The sequence below is a fragment of the Winogradskyella eximia genome, assembly GCF_003386165.1.
GTDB classification, from domain to species: domain Bacteria; phylum Bacteroidota; class Bacteroidia; order Flavobacteriales; family Flavobacteriaceae; genus Winogradskyella; species Winogradskyella eximia.
Genome location: NZ_QRDV01000004.1, coordinates 34,606 through 56,383 on the forward strand (window position 1 = coordinate 34,606; position 21,778 = coordinate 56,383).

The 21,778-nt window shown below is 31.1% G+C and carries 22 protein-coding genes; 14 read left to right on the top strand and 8 right to left on the bottom strand.

Annotated elements, in window-relative coordinates:
* Positions 1-6: 6 nt before the first annotated feature.
* From DFQ10_RS09880 to DFQ10_RS09900, 5 genes are all read right to left on the bottom strand, one after another.
* Positions 7-855, bottom strand: a complete 849-nt coding sequence (locus tag DFQ10_RS09880; RefSeq protein WP_115817492.1) for a universal stress protein — start codon at positions 853-855, stop codon at positions 7-9.
* Between the two features lie 364 nt (positions 856-1,219).
* Positions 1,220-1,606 carry a hypothetical protein gene (locus DFQ10_RS09885; protein WP_115817262.1) on the bottom strand — a complete coding sequence of 129 codons (387 nt, stop codon included), beginning with the start codon at positions 1,604-1,606 and terminating at the stop codon, positions 1,220-1,222.
* Positions 1,607-1,612: 6 nt separating this feature from the next.
* On the bottom strand, positions 1,613-2,461 hold the full coding sequence (locus DFQ10_RS09890) for a universal stress protein (RefSeq protein WP_115817263.1): 849 nt from the start codon (positions 2,459-2,461) through the stop codon (positions 1,613-1,615).
* 87 nt (positions 2,462-2,548) lie between these two features.
* Entirely contained in the window at positions 2,549-3,592 is a 1,044-nt protein-coding gene (locus tag DFQ10_RS09895; protein WP_115817264.1) for a response regulator, read from the bottom strand.
* Complete coding sequence (locus DFQ10_RS09900; RefSeq protein ID WP_115817265.1) at positions 3,589-5,094, bottom strand: sensor histidine kinase; 1,506 nt, start codon at positions 5,092-5,094, stop codon at positions 3,589-3,591. The genes DFQ10_RS09895 and DFQ10_RS09900 overlap by 4 nt, the downstream gene beginning before the upstream one ends.
* A 155-nt stretch (positions 5,095-5,249) precedes the next feature.
* Here DFQ10_RS09900 and DFQ10_RS09905 point away from each other — a divergent pair, with 155 nt between their 5' ends.
* From DFQ10_RS09905 to DFQ10_RS09955, 11 genes are all read left to right on the top strand, one after another.
* Entirely contained in the window at positions 5,250-5,660 is a 411-nt protein-coding gene (locus tag DFQ10_RS09905) for a hypothetical protein (protein WP_115817266.1), read from the top strand.
* A 102-nt stretch (positions 5,661-5,762) separates the two neighbouring features.
* Entirely contained in the window at positions 5,763-6,377 is a 615-nt protein-coding gene (locus tag DFQ10_RS09910) for a WG repeat-containing protein (protein ID WP_115817267.1), read from the top strand.
* Between the two features lie 35 nt (positions 6,378-6,412).
* Entirely contained in the window at positions 6,413-7,528 is a 1,116-nt protein-coding gene (locus DFQ10_RS09915) for an efflux RND transporter periplasmic adaptor subunit (protein WP_115817268.1), read from the top strand.
* Complete coding sequence (locus tag DFQ10_RS09920; RefSeq protein ID WP_115817269.1) at positions 7,528-8,790, top strand: ABC transporter permease; 1,263 nt, start codon at positions 7,528-7,530, stop codon at positions 8,788-8,790. Before DFQ10_RS09915 ends, DFQ10_RS09920 begins: the two co-directional genes overlap by 1 nt.
* A 1-nt stretch (position 8,791) precedes the next feature.
* Positions 8,792-9,466, top strand: a complete 675-nt coding sequence (locus DFQ10_RS09925; RefSeq protein WP_115817270.1) for an ABC transporter ATP-binding protein — start codon at positions 8,792-8,794, stop codon at positions 9,464-9,466.
* Positions 9,467-9,550: 84 nt separating this feature from the next.
* Positions 9,551-9,763, top strand: a complete 213-nt coding sequence (locus tag DFQ10_RS09930) for a hypothetical protein (RefSeq protein ID WP_115817271.1) — start codon at positions 9,551-9,553, stop codon at positions 9,761-9,763.
* Positions 9,763-10,650, top strand: a complete 888-nt coding sequence (locus DFQ10_RS09935) for a DnaJ C-terminal domain-containing protein (protein WP_115817272.1) — start codon at positions 9,763-9,765, stop codon at positions 10,648-10,650. The genes DFQ10_RS09930 and DFQ10_RS09935 overlap by 1 nt, the downstream gene beginning before the upstream one ends.
* Position 10,651: 1 nt before the next feature.
* The gene (locus DFQ10_RS09940) at positions 10,652-10,948 is read left to right on the top strand and encodes a chaperone modulator CbpM (protein ID WP_115817273.1); all 297 of its coding nucleotides are present in this window, start codon (positions 10,652-10,654) and stop codon (positions 10,946-10,948) included.
* 10 nt (positions 10,949-10,958) lie between these two features.
* On the top strand, positions 10,959-11,879 hold the full coding sequence (locus DFQ10_RS09945) for a mechanosensitive ion channel family protein (RefSeq protein ID WP_115817274.1): 921 nt from the start codon (positions 10,959-10,961) through the stop codon (positions 11,877-11,879).
* Positions 11,880-11,896: 17 nt separating this feature from the next.
* Complete coding sequence (locus DFQ10_RS09950) at positions 11,897-13,864, top strand: heavy metal translocating P-type ATPase (protein WP_115817275.1); 1,968 nt, start codon at positions 11,897-11,899, stop codon at positions 13,862-13,864.
* 108 nt (positions 13,865-13,972) lie between these two features.
* Positions 13,973-14,443: a pyridoxamine 5'-phosphate oxidase family protein gene (locus DFQ10_RS09955; protein WP_115817276.1), complete on the top strand. Its 471-nt coding sequence runs from the start codon at positions 13,973-13,975 to the stop codon at positions 14,441-14,443.
* 216 nt (positions 14,444-14,659) lie between these two features.
* On the opposite strand, the gene DFQ10_RS09960 is transcribed toward DFQ10_RS09955, so the two are convergent.
* The 3 genes from DFQ10_RS09960 to DFQ10_RS09970 are packed head-to-tail and all read right to left on the bottom strand — an operon-like array spanning position 14,660 to position 17,198.
* On the bottom strand, positions 14,660-15,652 hold the full coding sequence (locus DFQ10_RS09960; RefSeq protein ID WP_115817277.1) for an MlaD family protein: 993 nt from the start codon (positions 15,650-15,652) through the stop codon (positions 14,660-14,662).
* Positions 15,649-16,419, bottom strand: a complete 771-nt coding sequence (locus tag DFQ10_RS09965) for an ABC transporter ATP-binding protein (protein WP_115817278.1) — start codon at positions 16,417-16,419, stop codon at positions 15,649-15,651. Before DFQ10_RS09965 ends, DFQ10_RS09960 begins: the two co-directional genes overlap by 4 nt.
* Positions 16,416-17,198 (bottom strand): MlaE family ABC transporter permease, encoded by a 783-nt coding sequence (locus tag DFQ10_RS09970; RefSeq protein WP_115817279.1) that lies wholly within the window; start codon positions 17,196-17,198, stop codon positions 16,416-16,418. The genes DFQ10_RS09965 and DFQ10_RS09970 overlap by 4 nt, the downstream gene beginning before the upstream one ends.
* Before the next feature lie 264 nt (positions 17,199-17,462).
* Between DFQ10_RS09970 and DFQ10_RS09975 the strand changes: the two genes are divergently transcribed.
* From DFQ10_RS09975 to DFQ10_RS09985, 3 genes are read left to right on the top strand one after another with little or no spacing between them, the layout of a single operon-like run.
* Positions 17,463-18,362, top strand: coding sequence for a polysaccharide lyase family 7 protein (locus DFQ10_RS09975; RefSeq protein ID WP_245940678.1), 900 nt, complete (start codon positions 17,463-17,465; stop codon positions 18,360-18,362).
* A gap of 21 nt (positions 18,363-18,383) precedes the next feature.
* Entirely contained in the window at positions 18,384-20,720 is a 2,337-nt protein-coding gene (locus DFQ10_RS09980) for a chondroitinase-B domain-containing protein (RefSeq protein WP_115817281.1), read from the top strand.
* 26 nt (positions 20,721-20,746) lie between these two features.
* Positions 20,747-21,769 carry a polysaccharide lyase family 7 protein gene (locus DFQ10_RS09985; RefSeq protein ID WP_115817282.1) on the top strand — a complete coding sequence of 341 codons (1,023 nt, stop codon included), beginning with the start codon at positions 20,747-20,749 and terminating at the stop codon, positions 21,767-21,769.
* The last annotated feature ends 9 nt before the right edge of the window (positions 21,770-21,778 follow it).

Genomic DNA, 21,778 nt, shown 5'->3' on the forward strand with positions numbered 1-21,778 from the left:
ATTTAGTTAATTACGTGTTGTGTTTTGCATTGCTAAAAGCGGAATTTCTAAGCCTAGACTAACTTTGTCTATTGTAGATGGAAATAGCATATCTTCTAAAAATGAATGTTGCGTATTTACCATCGTTATCATGTCTATCTCTTTTTCTTCAATCTGAGATTTTATAGTCTCAGCAATTTTTTTACTGTTTTTTATACTAAAATTAACTTTGTTAACCAATAATGCATCTTTAATAAATGCCTGGTTATCTTCTTGTCTTATAGATAATTTGTTACTTGTAGAAATATAAATGACATCAATATAACTTCTATAAGATCTTGCTAAAACAGATAATAATTTTAACTCTCTTCTTTTATAAGGAATCAGGTAATCTGTAGGGAACAAGATGCGTTTTGGTTGTGTGTTTTTATAATTTGAAGGAATCGCCAACACAGGGCATTCTACATATTTTAAAACCTGAAATGTTTGACTTCCAAATACAATATGACTGTCATTAGATTTGCCTTTTGTACCCATAACAATTAAGTCTATATTGTGCTTGTCTACGATTTCATTAGCTTCTTCTACAAGTGTATTATAGGCAGAGACACTATGGTATGTGTATCTTGGATTTGGTGCTATTTCATTTGCCTTTTTTAGTAGATTTTTTAGATTGGTTTCAGATTCATTTTTCACTTTTTCTAAAACCTCTTCAAACACCTCACGAGACACCAAATCATCGTGGTCGTAAAACTCATTTCTATAAGCATGCATAAAATAGAATTGTACTTTTTGATATTTAAAAAATTCTAACGCGTAATTAATCGCATTCATTGAATTTTTAGAAAAATCGGTAGGTAAAAGGATAGATAACATAATCATCTGGTTTTAATGTGGATTATAAAGCTAAGTACTTAATCCATTAAAAACTATGATATATATCAGATTGCATTGAGATTGTAATTGCAGTGTTGCGATTAATTAACAAAAAAGAGACAGCCTAAAAACGTAAAATTAGCCAAGCATTTTACAGTGATAATTTAAATAACTTTAGAAACACGTCTAAATTAAATTTAGACTAATCAACCAACCAAAAATTCTATAAGTTAAAGAAATCAGCTATATAAGCTTAGACAGATAATCCATTAGACTGTCTCTTCCTGATTAATAGCAAACCATTTTTAAATGGTCTTATAATATTAATGCTATTAATTATTAAAAACAATGACATTTGTCAGTTTTACATTAAAACAATACCATAAGCTGTATTAAGTAAATAAATGCCTAGGAAAAATAGTAAGGTATAAATAACTTGTACCAGTTTAATATTGGTTAAAGCTAAAAATGAAACGGTTTTTTTAGGAAAAGAAAATAGAGCCAATCCTATAAAAAGGGACGTCCAACCAATAAGAGTGATAATTAGTTTGTAACTAGGTTCCCACATATTATGAAAAATAATATTAAGTAAGCCGACTACAATGGCTATAAATGCTGTAATAATCAGAAACTTCTGGTCGTACAAGTCGTCAAAGACTTGTTTAATTCGTTTAGGATTAACACTTAGTATAAAGAAAAAAATAAGTAAATACCAACCCCAAAATTTTGCTAAAAATATTGAACTATCCATAATGTTTTAGTTTTTTTCGTGTAATACCAAAAATGGAATATTTACGTGATAACTAATGTTTTCCACTTTTGAATGAAATAATATTTGCTGAAAATAATGTATGTTTTTTGCTACCATACAAACCATATTTATAGCTCTACTTTCTATAAAACACTGTACAGCATCTTCAACTTTTTTGTTAGTTAAGAAATGGAAACTGTATTGGTATGGAGTAAAAAAATCTTCGAGTAATTCTTTGTTTTGCTTTTCATTTTCATTAAGATCTATTTTACGTTTGCTAATATGCAAAATGCTTAATGAAGCCTTAAATCGTTCTATTATTTCTGCTACAGGTTGAAGTACTTGTAAGTTATGAGATAAAGAAAAGTCTGTAGGATAAGCAATCTCGGTAGGTGCGGTAAATGTTGCATTCTCTGGGATGATTAAAGTGTTACACTTTACTTTAGTAATAACGTCTGCAGCATTAGAACCTAAGATTATTTTCTCTAATCCAGAAGCTCCTTTAGTACCCATTATAATTAAATCTATTTGCTTTTCTTCAATGTTCTTGCGTATGCCATCAATAAAAAAGTTTTCTTCAATGATGGTATAAAAATGATGTTTAAGTTTGTTTGTAGATAATTCTATAACACGTTTTAATAGTTTGCGCAGTTGTTGTTTTACAGGCTTTACGTCTAATAAATCTATATCGCTTTGAATCATTATAAGCGGATCATCATTAAACTCAATTGTAGGTATAGGTTTAATGTGCAAAAGATAAAAGTTGCAGTCTTGGTTTTTAAAAAAACTAATGGCATACTTAATAGCATTCCATGAGTTTTCTGAAAAATCAGTGGGTAATAAAATATTTTTCATCAAACAATAGCATTAGGATAACAAAGCTATATGTTAGATACTGTCTTTAAAATGATATTGGTCACCTTTAAGCATTATATTTATAAACTATTGGATGTGTTTAAGCTTTTCTAAGTCTAAGACCTTAATTGTTCTGCCATCCGAGCCAATTATGCCTTGTTTCTTAAAACTAGCTAAGGTTCTGATTAAAGTTTCTGTTGCAATACCAGCAACACTAGCCAAGTCACTACGAGAAATATTAATTGGGTCTTCTGGTTTTCTGTTTATTTTTTCAGCAAATTTTAAGATGGTGTCGGCTGTTTTTTTGTTAACAGAGCTATACGCCATTTCTAATAATTGATCTTTTACATATAAAAGATCATTAGATAATAGTTGAATAAGCTCTATAGCAACTTTAGGATTATCATTTAAGATTTGATTAAATTGATTGGTAGAAATACCAGATAAGCTCGTGTTTTCTATAGCAGTTGCTGTTTCTTTGTGTGGCATACTACTCGTAAAAGAGGTATAACCAAATAAATCATCTTCTTTATACAACCCAGTAACGAGTTCTTTACCTTGGTCATCTATCTGATGGCATTTTACAATACCTTTATTTATAAGGTAAATATAATTAGAGTGCTCAGCTTCTTTATAGATTGTACTGTCTTTTTTAGCTGTAAATGATGTGCCATTATCATCAATATAGATTTTTAAATCATTTAGGGTTTTAATAAGTTGACTAGCTGTTTCTTCTATGTCATTTTCAGCTTCTTTAAGAATAGCCACTTTTGCTAAGCGACTTTCAATAGCGCTAATAAGTTCATCTTCTGTAAAAGGTTTAGTGATGTAGTCGTCAGCACCTAAATTCATGCCTTTTCTTACATCTCCACGTTCTGTTTTTGCAGATAAAAATATAAAGGGAATATGTTTAGTTGTTTGATACTGCGATAGTGTTTTAAGCGTTTCATAACCATCAAGTTCTGGCATCATAATATCGCAAATAATAATGTCAGGAATGTGCTCTTTTGCCATGGAAACACCAATTTTTCCATTGGCTGCAGTTAAGACTTTGTATTCAGAGAGTTCTAAGATTTCGGCAGTGTTTTCTCTTAAAACCATATCGTCTTCTATAAGTAATATATTTGTCATTTTGCAGCTGAGTTTGGAAGTGTTATTGTAAATGTGGTGCCTATTTGTTCTTCGCTTTCAAAGGTAATATTACCACCTAAATTCTCAATGTGATTTTTTACAATATTTAGACCAATACCTGTACCTTGAATATTACTAACATTTTCTGCTCTGTAATAACGATCAAAAATATTTATTTGGTCTTTTTTAGGTATGCCTAAGCCTTCGTCTTTAATTTTAATTGTGGTAGTCGTTTTATTTTGATTCACCATAATAGCAATTGTTTTATGTTCTTGCGAGTACATTATGGCATTATTTAAAAGGTTTGAGAGTATTAATACTATTGATTTTTCATCTTGATAAAGTGAGAAGTCATCAATGTGTTCTGGGTATTTAATAGACTGGCCTTCTTTTAAAAGCATATTGGCGTTATAGATAACTTCATCAATTACTTTAGAGAGTTTAAACTCCGTAAAATTATAATTGAGTTTGCCTGATTCTAAGCGTTCTAAAGATAAAAAGTCATTAAGTATAGAATTGAGGTATTGCACCTTGTCTCCAATAGTTTTAATATGCTTATCACGTTTTTCTTGTTGTTCCGTTAAGGTGTATTTACTCATTAAAACCGTTGAGGTTAAAATACCACTTAAAGGTGTTTTAAATTCGTGTGAAACTAAAGATAAGAATTTAGTTTTTAGCTCGTTGAGTTCTTGTTCTTTAGCTAGTGCATTTTTTAACTCTATTGTACGTTTCTCAACAGTGCTTTCAAGTTTTTCAGTGTAATTTTTTCTTTCAGTAATATCTAAAATTACGGCTACAAAAACTTTTTTATTTCCAAGTATAGATAATTGCAAATGGATTTCTACCGGATAAGTAGTACCATCTTTACGTTGGTGCACGGTTTCAAAAATAAGTTTCTCTTCAAGCCCATCTATTAATGGCTTAACTTTTTCAATAAATTGCGCTTTGGTATAATGTGGTTTAATGTCTAGAGGAGTGAGTGTTTTTAACTCAGCTAAATCATAACCAATGTTTTTTTGTGCACCACGATTAACATTGACAAAATTATATGTTTCACAATCAAAAATATAAATCTCATTTAACGATTCGTTAAAGATATTAGCCCAATGTGATAGCTCTTGCTCTGCTTTTTTACGTTCTGTAATGTCTTTTACTAACGCAAGAACATAGGTGTTTCCATAAATAGTTAGAGGATTTAATCCTACTTCTACCGGAAATGTTACACCACTTTTTTTGAGCCCATATAAATCGCGTCCTATAGCCATTTGTCGTTTAGTAGTATTTTTTACATAACCTTTAAAATGACCTTCATGAGAACCATGATAATCTTTTGGAATTAAAATTTCAAGCGTTTGTCCTTCTAACTCACCGTGTTCATAACCAAAAATAGTATCAGTAGAAGAATTTGTTGCGACTATAGTTTGACTCTTATCAACCAATATGACGCCTTCAGCTAAGGCCTCAGCTAACGTATTAAAAATATCTTGGTTCTGTTTAAACATGTAAAAATGGTTGGTTTTAAAAGAAGTTAAAGATAATTAATCTTTTCTATATTAATAGTGCAATAGATTTTGGTTTTTAGAATGTTATAAAACTGATTTATATCATAGTCCTAAAAGCCTAATAATTATAAATTTATATTCAAAAACTTAACATTTTGAATTTAGAAGATCATACCACATATCGATTTTTTCAGAACCTAGGTAAATTGTTTTTTGCTTTTGCTTCTGTAGATAACAATGTGAGAGAAGAAGAGGTAAAGGCAGTACAGCAATTAGTAAGAAAGTATTGGTTGGATGAAGATATTATAAACACAATTTCAAAACGAGATGCGGAAGATGCTGTTTTAAAAACTTTTGATTGGCTTTGTAAAGATAATGACTATAACGCAGAAGCTTGTTATGATAGTTTTGTAAGCTTCAAAAAACAAAATGAATCATTTTTTACAGATTCTATAAATTCACTGATTTTGAAAACGGTAGGTAAAATTGCTGCGAGTTTTTCTGGACAAAACAAATCTGAACTTATTCTGCTAGCTAAACTTAATATTGAATTAAAAAAAGATTAGTAATAGCGTTTATATATCCCCATCTTTTGGTCTGATCAAGATCATTTTATATGAATGATTAGAACACTAGCTTCGTTTATTAATTATTAAAATTTAAATATCATGAAAAAGACAGTCATTTTATTATTGATTTTTATTGTGTTTCCTCTTTTAGGATTAGCACAAAGCATTGAAAATGTTGACTTTATTTCACCGATTCATAATGATGTTTCAGCGATTAAAAAGGATGGGAAATGGGCTTTTATGAATAAGAATGGGGATTTAATTATCGACTATAGAACAGATTTAGTCATTGAGCAAAATGAAGATGGTGCTTACCCTATTTTTTACAATGACAGATGTAAAATTGTTGAGGTTAAAGCCGGAATATCATATTTTGGATTTATAAACAAATCTGGTGAAGCCATCATAGAACCACAGTTTTTAAATACTACAAATTTTAAAGAAGGTATTGCTATTGCCCTAAAAGTAGATAAAAAGGTAATAGGTGAGAATACCGCTTTGGGCAAGGAAATGGTTAATTATAGATACTTTGAAGTGCTTATAAATACAGAAGGTGAAGCCTTGTATTATCTCACTCTAGATGGTGTTAATGTTGTTTTAGATAAGGACTTTTTAACTGGTGTACCTCTCATAATGTCTAAATATATTGCAAAAGACCTGTATGCCGTTAAACAAAAAGACAATACATGGTCACTTGTAAAAGTGAAAATGTAAGTCTGGAAATTAATATATTCTAAAAGTGAATTTAAATGGTATTTTTAAAAAATGCGGTTAGTACATTAGATTTAAAATTATGGTGTTGTATATGCGTTGGGTTTATAATATTTTCTTGTGCAAATAAAGAAGATAAAATATTACCAACAGAGCGTGCGTTAACGGAATCTGTATATGCTTCTGCAACGATACAGCCAGATAGCTTATACCAAGTTTATGCTATAGTTTCAGGACTTATAGATGCTAATTTAGTAGAGGAAGGTGATTTGGTTTCTAAGGACGATCATTTGTTTCAAATTATTAATAATACACCAAGACTTAATACTCAAAATGCAAAATTGGCATTAAACTTAGCTCAGGATAATTATAAAGGTAATGCTACTGTTTTAAGTAGTATAGAAAGCGAGATTTCTGCGGCAAAATTGAAGTTTAAAAATGATTCTATAAATTATTTTAGACAAAAAAGGCTTTGGGACCAAAATATAGGTTCTAAAGCGCAATATGATACTCAAAAATTAAATTATGAGTTAGCTTCTAATCAATTAGAGGTACTTCAAAACAAATTAGATAGAACAAAAAACGAACTTAAAACAGCGGTTCAGCAAGCACAGAATTATTACCAGACTACTGCAATTACAACAAAAGATTTTACAGTAAATAGTAAGATTAATGGAAAGGTGTATGCTATTTTTAAAGAACCAGGAGAGGTGGTGTCTAGCATGGAACCTTTAGCAACTATAGGTAGTGAAAAACATTTTGTTATTGAGCTGTTAGTAGATGAAGTAGATATTGTGAAAATTAAAAAATCTCAAGAGGTATTAATTAATTTGGATGCTTATAAAGACGTGGTTTTTAAAGCGAAAGTTTCTAAGATATATCCTAAAAAAGACGAACGGAACCAGACATTTTTAGTAGAAGCACTATTTAATAAACCACCAGAAATATTGTATCCAGGTTTATCTGGCGAAGCCAACATTGTTATTTCTAACAAGGCCAATGTATTAACAATACCAATAGCCTATTTAACTAGTGATAATAAAGTAAAAACAGATGATGGACTCGTATCTGTAAAAACAGGATTACAAAATATGGACTATGTAGAAATACTATCTGGTATTACTAAAGAGACTTACATCTATAAACCAGAATAATGGCAAACTGGACCGTTATACTAAATATAGCAAAAACACATTTGCTTACTAAACTAAAGTCAACTTCAATTGCTGCATTAGGTGTAACTTTTGGTATTGGGTCTTACATTACTTTGGTAAGTTTTATGACGGGTTTAAACACTATGTTAGATGACCTTATGTTAAATCAAACACCTCATATTCATGTTTATAATGAAATTGAACCTTCAAAAGAGCAACCCATTTCGCTTTACGATAAGTTTAGTGAAAGCTTTAATATTGTGCACTCTATTAAACCAAAAATGAGTCAAAAGAAGATTCATAATGCCTTACCAATTATAACTTATTTAGAGCGTAATGAAAATGTACGAGGCGCACTTCCAAGGATTGAAACACAAATATTTTATCTAGCAGGTTCTATAGAACTGGGAGGTAATCTTACTGGTATTAGCCCAATTGATGAGGCGAAGCTTTTTAATATGAGTGATTATATTGTTGAAGGTTCTGCAGAAGCATTGCAAAATACTGATAATAGTATTCTTTTAGGGATTGGTATTGCAAAGAAAATGGCTTTAAAAATCGGAGACCGTGTGCAGATAAGCCCTATAAATGGAGGCATATTTCCATTAAAAATTGTGGGTTTTTATCAAAGTGGTATTTCAGATGTAGATGCTATGCAAAGTTTTACAACCATAAAAACGGTGCAGCGTATTTTGGGTGAAGCCAATAATTATATTACCGATATTAATGTAAAGTTGTATGATATAGAACAGGCTGTGCCATTGTCTAAAAAGATTGAGCAGCAATTTAATCTTAAGGCGGTTGATATTAAAACCGCCAATGCGCAATTTGATACAGGTACATCTGTTAGAAACTTAATTACCTATGCTGTTTCTGTAGCGCTTTTAATTGTAGCAGGTTTCGGTATTTATAACATATTAAATATGCTCATTTATGAAAAAATGAATGATATCGCCATATTAAAAGCTATTGGGTTTTCGGGTACAGATGTTCAGCTCATTTTTATGAGTCAAGCCATGATTATTGGTTTTGTTGGTGGTGTTTTGGGCTTAATAGTAGGTTATGGTTTAGCGAGTTTAATTTCTACAATTCCTTTTGAAACAGAAGCCTTGCCAACAGTTGAAACCTATCCAATAAATATAGATCCTATGTTTTTTGTTATTGGTTTTTCATTTGCCATGGTTTCAACATTTTTAGCAGGTTATTTACCCTCTAAAAAAGCAAAAAAAATAGATCCAGTTAAAATTATAAGAGGTCAATAAGATGAGTAACGTATTAGAAGCAAAACATATTAATAAGTATTTTAAAAAGCCTGTGTTATTTCATGTGTTAAAGGATATCAATTTTGAAATTAAAAAAGGTGAATTTGTTTCGATTATGGGAAAATCGGGTTGTGGAAAATCGACCTTACTCTATATTTTATCTACAATGGATACCGATTATGAGGGTGAGTTGTATCTAAATAATAAACTCATTACAGATAAGGATAGTAATCATTTGTCACGTTTGCGGAATGAGAACATTGGTTTTGTATTTCAATTTCATTATTTATTGGCAGAATTTACAGTATTAGAAAACGTAATGCTTCCTGCTAAGAAATTAGCTAAAAAAACGTTTCAAGAAATTGAACAAGATGCTTTAGAGAAATTAAAAATTCTGAACATAGAGCATTTGGCACATAAACGAGCATCTCAAGTTTCGGGTGGTGAAAAACAGCGTGTTGCCATTGCTAGAGCATTAATTAATAATCCATCTATAATAATGGGTGATGAACCTACAGGGAATTTAGATAGCCATAATGCAGAGAATGTTTTTAATATTTTTAAACAATTAAGTGTGGAGGAAGATTTGTCTTTACTTATTGTAACACACGATGAAGATTTTGCCAATAAAACAGATAGAATTATACAAATGGAAGATGGTAAAATTATAATTTAAGCTTTTAATAATGATGATATTAATCATTTTAAATGATTCTATTAATGACTAACTTTAGTAATTAATAATATAAATTCTGATGTTATGAAAACACTTCAAGATATAGAAAATCAAATTATAAGGCTTACTACAAGCATAGAAGTGAATTATCCAGAACTTTATGCAACCTTAGATGAAAATCCTATAACCATTCCGACAAATGCTCATCCAGATATGACCGTTAGTATTATGGAAGATTATTTAGAAAGTCTCAAACAGATTTTAAAACAATACACAAAAACTCATAATAAACAATAATGGCATTTATAGACTATTATAAAGTATTAGGTATCCCAAAAACGGCTACTGCAAACGATATAAAAAAAGCATATCGTAAGTTGGCTCGTAAACACCATCCAGACCTTAACCCAAATGATAAGGAAGCTGAGCAAAAGTTTAAAGAGGCTAATGAGGCTAATGAAGTATTGAGTGATCCAGAAAACCGTAAAAAATACGATGAATATGGTGAGAATTGGAAACACGCTGAAGAGTACGAAAAAGCAAAACAGCAAGAGCAATATCAGCGAAGTACAAGCAATCAGTATGGTGGTTATTCAGAGGAGGATTATTCAGATTTCTTTGGGTCAATGTTTGGTGGTAGACAATCATCGCAATCTCGTGGTCAGCATGTAAAGTTTAAAGGCCAAGATTTTAACGCAAAATTAGAGCTAGACCTTAAAGATGTTTACACGTCGCATAAACGTACACTAACCGTTAATAATAAGAATATCCGAATTACAATTCCGGCAGGAATAGAGAATGGTCAGGTTATTAAAATTAAAGGTCATGGTGGTAAAGGTGTTAATAATGGTCCAAATGGTGACTTGTATATTGAGTTTTCAATACGTAATAATACAGCTTTTAAAAGAGATGGAGATAACCTTTATGTTTCTGTAGATTTAGATTTGTATAAAGCACTTTTAGGAGGTGAAATAACCGTCAATACTTTTGATGGTAAAGTGAAATTAACGGTGAAACCTGAAACCCAAAATGGCACAAAAGTTAAATTAAAAGGTAAAGGATTTCCTAAGTATAAAAAAGAGGGACAGTTTGGAGATTTATATGTGACTTATAATCTAAAAACACCAACAAATCTTACGGAAAAAGAAAAAGAACTCTTTACAGAATTATCAAAATTACGATAACATGGAAACGACACAACTTATATCAATCACTCAATTTTGTACAAATTATAATGTTCCTGTTAGTTTTATTAATGCCTTGGAAGAGTATGAATTGGTTGAAATAACGATTTCAGAAAGCGATAATTATTTACAAACAAATCAGCTTAATGATGTTGAAAAAATGATGCGTCTACATTATGATTTAGATATTAATTTTGAAGGTATTGACGCGATTTACAATTTATTAAAACAAGTTGAAAGTCTTCAGGCTGAAATTACAACACTTAAAAATAAATTAAACTTTTACGAAAAGCTATAAAGCCATTATAATGACAGAAATAGAGCTACTAAAGGAGTGGGTTAGTGCTAATCCTTTAGCAATGAGTGTTATTAAGTTTGTAATTGTGCTGTTGGTTGTTTTATTTGCAATTCAATTGATAAGACGCTATTTAAAAAAGAAGATAGCTAATACCGTAATTCGTTATAAAGCTCAAAAAGGAATAGAGATTCTAGGTTACACTTTGTTAGTTATTTTGGCAATCATTTATTTTTCTGGCTCAATAAAAGATTTCACCATTATTATAGGTCTTTTTACTGCAGGAATGGCGTTTACACTGCAAGAACTAATTCTAAGTATTGCAGGTTCGGTTTATATATTTCTAGTAAAAGTTTATCAACCTGGTGATCGTATAGAAATTAACGGAATTAAAGGCGATGTTATTGATGTAGATAGTATCTATACAACAATGATGGAAATAGGAGAGTGGGTAAGTAGCGATAATTATACTGGTAGAATTGTAAAACTGAGCAATGCATTTGTTTTTAAAGGGCCTATTTATAATTACTCGCAAGATTTTCCTTTTATCTGGGACGAGTTTAATTTACCAATTCGTTATGGGTCTGACATCGATTTAGCCAAATCAATTATTATAAAAATAGCTTCAGAAACGCTTTCAGAATATACCGCTAATTCAAAACATGATTGGGAAAAAGTCGTCAACAAGTATTACATTGAAGATGCACAAATAGACCCAACTTTAGCCATATCACTTACCGATAATTGGATTCAGTTTAATCTTAGATACATTGTCGATTTTAAAAAACGACGTTATATAAAGCATCTTCTAAATGATAAAATAAGAGTAGAAATTGAAAAAACTAACGGTAAAATAATTTTAGCATCTGCAACCGTAGAACTTATTAAAATTCCGGACATAAATGTTAATTTAGATAGCAATAATAAGGTTTAGACTATAAAACTAAATTAATGGAAAAGGCGAAAGAAAATGTGCATCAGCACAAGGGTATTTTAGGAAACAAAACAGAACTGTATTTTGCGATGCTCTGTGGTGTTTTTCTCGTCGCTGCTTTTTTAATCGAAAAATTCAGTGCATTACCCAATTGGGTTTCATTAACTGGTTATTGTGTTTCTTATTTCTTTGGTGGTTATTTTATTACTATTGAAGCTTCTAAGAAGATTATAAAAGGTGGTTTTGATATTGATTTTTTAATGATTGCTGCGGCTGCAGGTGCTGCATATATTGGTAGTTGGGCAGAAGGCTCATTATTGCTTTTTCTATTTAGTTTAGGACATGCATTAGAGCACTTCGCAATGAATAAAGCCAAAAAGTCAATTGAAGCTCTAAATGATTTATCGCCTAAAACCGCATTAGTTAAAAAAGAAGGAAGGCTAAAAGAAATAGCTATAAATGAATTAAAAATAGGAGATGTTATAGTTGTTAAACCAAACACAAAAATTGCTGCAGATGGTGTAATAATTAGTGGTAGCAGTAGTATTAATCAAGCACCAATAACAGGCGAAAGTATACCAGTAGACAAAACCTTTATCACAAGCACTAATAATTTACCTGAGTTTACCCAAATTGATAAAAAACATATCGTATTTACTGGGACTATTAATGGTGATAGTAATCTTGAAGTTCTGGTATTAAAACTAAGTAAAGATTCTTCAGTATCTCGTTTGATAAAAATGGTTAGTGAAGTAGAAACTCAGAAATCACCAACACAACGTTTAACCAAAAAGTTCGAAAAATGGTATGTGCCAATAGTCATCATAGTTGTTTTTTTATTATGCTTTGCTTATTTAGTAATTGATGAAAGTTTTAATAATAGCCTTTATAGAGCCATAACGGTTTTAGTTGCTGCAAGTCCATGTGCTTTGGCAATTTCTACACCAAGTGCAGTATTAAGTGGTATTGCAAGAGCTGCACAAAAAGGAGTACTTATAAAAGGAGGAAAAGCTTTAGAAGACTTAGGAGAAATAACAACTATGGCATTTGATAAAACAGGGACATTAACAGAAGGTAAACCTAAACTGACTAATGTAATTCCGATTAATAATTTCGATGAAAAAGAATTAATAAGAATAGTATTAGAAGTCGAAAGTTTAAGTAATCATCCACTAGCTAAGGCTATAGCCAAAGACATTGAAACAAAATATAAGGTTGAAGCTCAAAATAAAGCAGTCAATGTAAATGCTATTCAAGGAAAAGGCATACAAGCACAATACAATGGTGATTCTGTTTTTATTGGTAATGTAAAACTGATGGAAGACAAAGGAATTATGGTGGTTGAAGCTATTACTAATAAGATGAAAGACCTTTTAGATGTTGGCCAAACAGTAATGATTGTAGCTTACAGAAGTGAAATTATTGGTCTAATTAGTGTTATGGATTTACCGAGAGAGACAGCTGCAAAAACCTTACAGCAGTTAAAAGATATTGGTATAAAACATATGGTAATGCTTACAGGCGATCATCAAAATGTAGGTGATGCTATTGCCAAACAAATTGGATTAACAGAAGCTAAAGGAAATTTGTTGCCAGAAGATAAAGTGTCTGAAGTAAAAAAATTAATTAATGATTACGGTAAAATAGCCATGGTTGGTGATGGTGTTAATGACGCACCTGCAATGGCACTAAGTACAGTGAGTATTGCAATGGGAGCAGCAGGAAGTGATGTTGCACTAGAAACAGCAGATGTTGCCTTAATGTCTGATAAAATTGAAAATTTACCATACCTCATAGGTTTGAGCAGACAATCTAAAAGGATTATAAAACAGAACATTTTTATCAGTTTGGGAGTTGTAGCTGTGTTAGTACCAGTAACTATTTTGGGACTTACCAATATTGGCTTAGCAGTTGCTTTTCACGAAGGGTCTACTATAGTTGTGGTTTTAAATGCACTTAGATTATTACGTTATGATTTAAATTAAAAAACTCTGAATATACTTTTCAAACTATTAACACAGCCAACTGATTTAAATCATAATTTAAATCATTAAGGATGACTAACTTGGTACAAACGAAAAATTATTAGCGCCATGTTTAGAGTATTAAATGAAAAGGAATCGATTGCACTTCTTATGTTAAATTATATAGGTAATCTATCATATATTTTCAGAGAGAAGCCTTTTGTGGTGCCAATTACTTATTTTTTTGATTTGGCAAATAATGTAATCATAGGATATTCTGCAGAAGGTCATAAGATTAATGCGATGCGAAAAAATAATAACGTGTCACTTAGTGTATCAGATTTAGAGTCAATAAACGATTGGAAATCTGTATTAGCGCACGGAACGTTTCAAGAATTATCTGGTAGTGCAGCTAAAGCAAAATTACATCAATTCTCACTTGGTGTAAAAGATTTAATAATTAACAAAGAACACAGAAAATTAGATTATATAAGCGAATTTTCAAGTAAAATTGACAAAGATCAAATGCCTGTTGTTTTTCAAATTAAGGTAAATGAAATAACAGGTAGAATGAGAATGCGCCATAATTCAGAAGATTAAACATAAGTTAATTATAAAATGAAATAATCGTCGTTTGTTGACGTGCGTCATTGTAAGTGAAATCTTATTATCGTAGCTTAATAGCATAAATAATGTGCTATTATGAAAATCCAAATAAAATTTATTATTGCTGTTTTTATTCTTGTCCTAAGTACTATTTTACTGTTGTAAAAATGAGTGTACGGAATAAGTCAATTCAGTTGCAGAACTACTTTTTTATTCTTTAGTATTATTTGCAGCTTTCTTTTCTTGTCGTTCTAGTTTTTTAAAATAGCCTCTAGTTAGAAAATTATGTTTTAAAGCTTCCATATTTTGGTTGAATTTATCTGACCCTTCATTAATATGTTCCAAGGTAGATTTTAAACTATTAACCAATGAGGTGTCTTTAACAATGTAGTTGTAGGTGCCTTCGCTAGTTTCAAAATTAGTAACAACGGTATTGATGTTTCTAACTACGCTGTCTATTTGTGTGCTCGAAGTTTCAAGATGACTAATGATGGTTTTTAATTTATAGCCAGAAATGGTATCGTTTAATAACATACCCAAAACAGACTCATCGTTGGTCTTTAATTCTTTTAGTATTTCATTTATTTCTTCTATAGAATTTGAAGCTCCGTAACTTACATTTTTAAGATTTGTAATAGTTAGTTTTAAGTCCCTTGCCATAATTGTGTCGTTGAGTAATACACCTATGGTACCTTTTCCTTTGGTAATGTTATTGGTTATTTTGAGAAGATCTGTAGTTAAAATTGCGGCATTTTCTGAACTGGTGTTTAATGTGTTTAAAATATCATCAGTCCCTATTTTGCTATAAGATGAAATATGGTCACCATTACTAATAGCTTCTTTGGTGCCTTTTCCAGGTACAATATTAACAATCATATTACCCACTAATCCGTCAGAACCTATGGTTGCAATAGCATCTTTTTTAATGTGTGAAATAATTTTTTCATCTATGCTCATGTCTATTTTTATGGTAGAATCATTAATCATCACAATATCTTTCACTGTACCAATATTAATACCTGCAAAACGAACGTTGTTGCCTTTTTGTAATCCATTAACATTCTGAAAAAATGCACTTACGGTAAACGTTTTTTTAAACATATCTTGACGCTGGCCAATAAAGTAAACCGCAGCAATAAAAAGCAAAGTGCCTATAATGATAAAGAGGCCTAGGTTGAACTTTTGTGAATTTGTTTGTTTCATGATGTTTTATTTTTAAAGAAAGCTTTTATTTTAGGATCTTTATGCTTGGATAGTTCTGCAAATGTACCAACCACATAATCCTTGCCATCTATGAGCAATACCATTCGGTCCGAAATGACACGAGCACAATCCACATCGTGTGTAATAATTAGAGAAGACGTGCCGTATTTTTTTTGAATGGTTTGCATAAGTAAAATAATTTCTTTGGCAGTAATTGGGTCTAAGCCGCTTGTAGGTTCATCATAGAGCATTATTTTTGGTTTTAAGATGAGTGTTCTGGCAATAGCAATACGTTTTTTCATTCCACCAGACAATTCAGATGGCATTAAGTCAATAGCATCTCTTAAGCCTACACTATCTAAAGCTTCAATAACTAGTGATTCCGTATTTGCAGTACTGTCAAATCTTTTGGTATGTCGTCTAAGCGGAAACTCTAAATTTTCTCTTACCGTCATAGAATCGTATAAGGCACTCCCTTGAAATAGAAATCCAATATCAGCACGTAATGTATCTAATGCACTTTGGTTTAATTTTGTAATATCATTTTGCATTACAGAAATAGTACCACTATCGGCTTCCATGAGGCCAACCAAACATTTAATCATTACAGATTTTCCTGAACCCGATTTGCCCATTATAACTAAGTTTTCACCTTGATAGAGTTTTAAGTTAAAGCCATTAAGCACATGGTTGTTTCCAAAACTCTTATGAAGATCTTTGATTTCGAGTACAATATTCTGTTTGTTAATGTCTTTGTTGTTTGTCATAACTCAAAAAATATGTCGGTTACAAAAACCGCTATGAAATCTATTATAAATAATAATAATGACGCAACTACAACAGCTGAATTGGCAGCTTTACCTACACCTGCAGTACCTTTATTACAATAATAACCTTTATAACAACCTACTAATCCAATAGCTAAACCAAAAAAGATAGATTTTATAGTTGCTGGTAAAATGTCTCCAAATTCTAATGCATCAAAAACTTGATTAAAAAACAGTGTAAAAGAGACACTGCCTTTACTATTTTCAATTAAAAAGGAACCAAATAATGCAATAGCGTCGGCAATTATAACTAATAATGGAAGCATTAATGTTACTGCCAAAACACGTGTTACCACCAAAAAATTAAAAGGATTTGTACCAGAAACTTCCATGGCATCTATCTGTTCGGTAACTCGCATAGAGCCAATTTCTGCACCAATACCTGAGCCAATTCTACCAGCACATACTAAAGCTGTAATAATTGGACCAATTTCTCGCACAATAGATATGCTTACCATAGATGGCATCCAACTTACTGCACCAAATTCCAGTAGAGTTGGTCTTGTTTGTATGGTTAAAACCAAACCAATAATAAAGCCAGTGATGCCAACTAAAAAAAGTGAGCGATTGCCCATATAATAACACTGACGTATCAATTCCTTTAATTCAAACGGAGGTTTAAACGCTGTTTTAAAAAATCGCGCAGTGAAATAAGAAAGTTCCCCAATTTCAATAAAAAAGGATTTTAAGGCATATTTTATATAGGCTAAAACTGTCATTTCTTATTGTTAGTATACTCAAAAGTAGAAGTTTAAAGAGCAATTTAAAATGATAAGCATCATCTTACCTTAATTAAGATGTTATTCTAGTTAGTATTGCTGCAGATAAAGTACTTTTATCAAAGCTTACCTCTTATTAATTATATTTGTTTGTATAATTAACTTAATTCTATGCAGAATTATCGCGTTTCCTTTTTGTAATTTGAAAAATTACGCTATTTTTGGTTAACCAATCTGGTTAACCAATTAACAATGAAGCAGGTAATGAAATTAAAATCGATCTTTTTTTTCTTAATTGCAATAGTAATGTTCTTTTGTTGTTCTGACAGTACCAAAACAACTGAAGATCTAGATTATGATATTGATGATGATACTATTCCTGTGGTATATGCAGATATCGATTTCTCTAATTGGAAAGTCACTTTACCAGTAGATGAAAACAACAATGGTAGTCCAGATGAATATCAGCCATCAGAATTGGTAAATGGAGGTTATAGAACCAATACATCAATTCAGCCTTATATGTACGATGATATTTCGGACTCTTCAATAGAATTTTATACATTTCCAGAAGTTTCAACAACAAACAGTTCGTATTCTAGAACCGAGTTGAGAGAGTTAATAAATCCATCAAACTCAAAAGAAAATTGGACTTTAGAAGAAGGTGGAAGTATTTCTGGTCGTTTAAAACTAGTAGCGATTTCCGAAGACCCAGAAAGTAGTAGCCAATACCATAAAACGATAGTGATGCAAATTCATGGGATTATTTCAATTGAAGATATGGCGACTCATAGTTTTTCTTCAAATAATGGTCCACCTTTAATAAAAATATATTGGAAAGACGGTTATATATGGTCGCATAAAAAATCACTTATAGATGAAAGTACTTCTGGTGATGATTTGCTGGAAACATCTAGTGCTACATGGGCAGATATAAAAGATAATATGGGTTATGTTGGTTTTGACGAGTTTCAATTCAGAATTACTGCATCAGAAGCAAGATTAGAATTACAACTTAATGATAATGAGCCTTTAGTTTATCAAGATGTTAGTTTAGATAAATGGCCTTATGAAAATTATTTTAAAGCGGGAAATTATTTAGGTTCTACAGCAGATGGAGCTTTTTCTAAAGTGAAATATTACGAACTCGAAGTAACCCACTAAAATTATAAAAGAATACTAAAAATGAAAAATTGTTTATTAGCTATCAGTTTATTAGTCTTGTTTTTGTCTTGTAATGAGAACACAAAAGCAAAAATAGAATCAAGTGCATTAATTTCTGATACTCAAGAGTTAAAAGAGGCTATTGAAAAAGCACAACCAGGTGACAACATTATTCTAAAAAATGGTGTTTGGAAGGATGTTAAAATTAAATTTAGAGGGAAAGGAACAAAGGATAATCCTATTACCTTAAAAGCTGAAACTGCTGGTAAGGTAATTATTGAAGGTGAATCTTATTTGAAATTTGGTGGTGAATATTTAGTAGTTGATGGTTTGCATTTTAAAAACGGATTTTCACCTTCTAGTGCAGTTGTAGACTTTAAAATAAGCCATAAGGATACGCTAGACGAAATAGCATATCATTGTAAGTTAACCAATAGTGTTATTGAAGACTTTAATAAACCAAAACGAGACAATAGCGATTTATGGATTCAGTTTTGGGGAAGACACAACGAGTTAAGCAACTGTTATATTGCAGGTAAAACAAACAGAGGGCCAACAGTAAGAGTAAGTATAGAAGGTATTGAAAGTATTAATAATTACCATCAAATTGTAAATAATCATTTTGGTCCAAGACCTGTAAAAGGTGGTCCAAGTGGAGAGACTATTCAATTAGGAAATAGTTACACGTCAATGTCACCAAGTCATACTTATGTTGCTAATAATTTGTTTGAAGAATGTAATGGTGAAGTTGAGGTCATTTCAAGTAAAACAAACTTTAACGAATTTAGAAACAATGTATTCTATAAAAGTGAAGGGTCTTTAGTAACACGCCATGGTAATTATTGCACAATTGATGGTAATTACTTTATTGGTGATGGTATCAATGAAAATATTGGTGGTATTAGAATAATTAACACAGGGCATTGGGTGACTAATAATTACTTTTTTAACCTAAAAGGAACAAGCTTTAGAAGTCCATTGGCTGTAATGAATGGTATTCCAAAATCACCATTAAATCGTTATAATCAAGTTACAGATGTAGTTGTTGCATATAACACATACGTAAACTGTAGTTCGCCATGGCAATTTGGTGTAGGTACAAACATTGCGCAAGCAGATGTATTACCAAAGTCTGAAATTCGTTCTGCAAGAGCCATTAGAACAACCGTTGCTAATAACGTTATTTACAATGAAAAAGGTCTTAAGAGCATTGTCGTTGAAAACGATAAAGCGGATGGTGTAACTTTTAAAAACAACATCGTAGATAATCAAGGTATGGATTTTAAGGACTTTGATGGAGGAATTATAGCTGCATCATTAGAGTTAAAAAAAATATCTGATAACATTTTAATACCAACAGGAATTCCAAATGATGTTGAAGCTTATAATGGATTCGATTTTGATACCATTGAAAAAGATTTATTTGGTAATTCTAGAAAAGACAGCAAAAGCATTGGTGCAGTTGTAGGTGCAGATGTTGCTAATCCTAATATTTTAGATAAATCTAAATACGGTACGTCTTGGTATTCAAATATTATGGAGGCTAAAGAGCCAACTAAACATGTTGTATCTAAATCAGAAGACTTGCAAACTAAAATAAACGAAGCAAATAATGGTGATATTATTGCTGTAGCTGAAGGGACTTACACTTTAAGCAAGTCTTTAATTATTAATAAAACAGTTACCATTCAATCCCAAGAAAATGCAAAAGCACAACTTGTTTTTTCTGGGGAAGCAAACACACCATTATTTTCATTAGAATCTAAAGGGAAGTTAACTGTAAACAATATAATTTTAAAAGGAAATGCGTCAAATTATGCATTTGCAAGTTTAAAAGAAAACATGGCTAATCATTTTGGTTTAACTGTTTCTAACACTGAAATCAGTGATTTTAATTATGTATTAAAAGTGTATAAAGAATCATTTTCAGAGCGTATTACTTTTGAAAACTCAACGATCACAAACTGTGAAAACGGAATAGAATTATCTGAAGAAACAAATGATAAAGGAGATTATAACACAGAATATTTAACTGTAAACAATTGTAACTTCAATAACGTAAAACAAAATGTTATTGATTATTACAGAGGTGGCTATGATGAGTCTACTATTGGCGGAAATCTTTTAGTTACCAATAGTACATTTACTAATTGTGGTGTTAAAGAGCAGAACAAACGACTATTAAATCATAATGGTATTGTAAATGTGAATATCACTAAAAACACATTTAAAAACAATCCAGTACAATTTGTATCTATTCTTTGGGGAGCAAAAAATAATGTAGAATCAGAAAACACACTTGTTAATTCTGGACAAATTAAGACGGAAGAAAATTTAGTTATGAAACTAATGTATTAATCCAAATGCTATAAATTAATCAATAAATGAAAAAATCACTATTTACAGTTTTCATCCTTTTACTCATCTTTGGATGTAAAAACAATACTGAAACTAATTCAGAGGTAACGGTTCAAACCGAAACGGAAACAGAAATAAAGTATCCAAGTGATGTTATTCCATTTATGGATAAATGGAAGATTCTTTTAGGAGATGGCACAAGGTCTGAAGACTTGGTAGGTTTTCAAAAAGAAGATTTCTTTTATGTTGAAAACGATGGAAAAACGGATTGGGTAGTTTATAAAACACCAAACTCTGGTATAACTTCTAAAACTTCTAGTAACACAAGAACAGAGCTAGGTGAAAAAGCACATTGGATTCCAGAAACAGGAGGAAAACTAACAGGTACTTTAAAAGTACAACATGTTTCAACTACAGGAGATGCAAATATATCTTCCTCTTATTCTGTTGTTGTAGGACAAATTCATAGTCATGAAGGACATGAAAACGAACCGCTAAAAATTTTCTATAAAAAATTTCCAGGTCATACAAAAGGATCTGTCTTTTGGAATTATGAAATAAATACAGAAGGAGATAATTCTGGTAGATGGGATTATTCTACAGCAGTTTGGGGATATGATTTTTCAGTGGTTGGAGAGAATGCAACTACAAGTCCTGCAGAACCAGAAGATGGTATTGCTTTAGGTGAAGAGTTTAGTTACGAGGTAAACGTACACGAAGGTATTATGTATTTAACCTTTACGAGCGAAGGTCATGAAACTATAAAGTTTACTAAGAACTTATTAAAGTCAGATTTTTCCACAAAAAAAGCTATACCGCAACAAATAATAGATGGGTATTCATCTAGGAGAACAGTAGGAGTAGAACGCGAAATTGCTTATGCAGGTGAGATAAATTACTTTAAGCAAGGAGCTTATAATCAAGCTAATATTAAAACAGGCTCTAAAACATACGATGGAGATATAGTAAAACAATATGCAAACGGAAGCTATGCAGAAGTTTGGTTTAAAGAAGCTACTGTTGGAGCATCTACAGATCCTAACAAATAAAAAATAGAA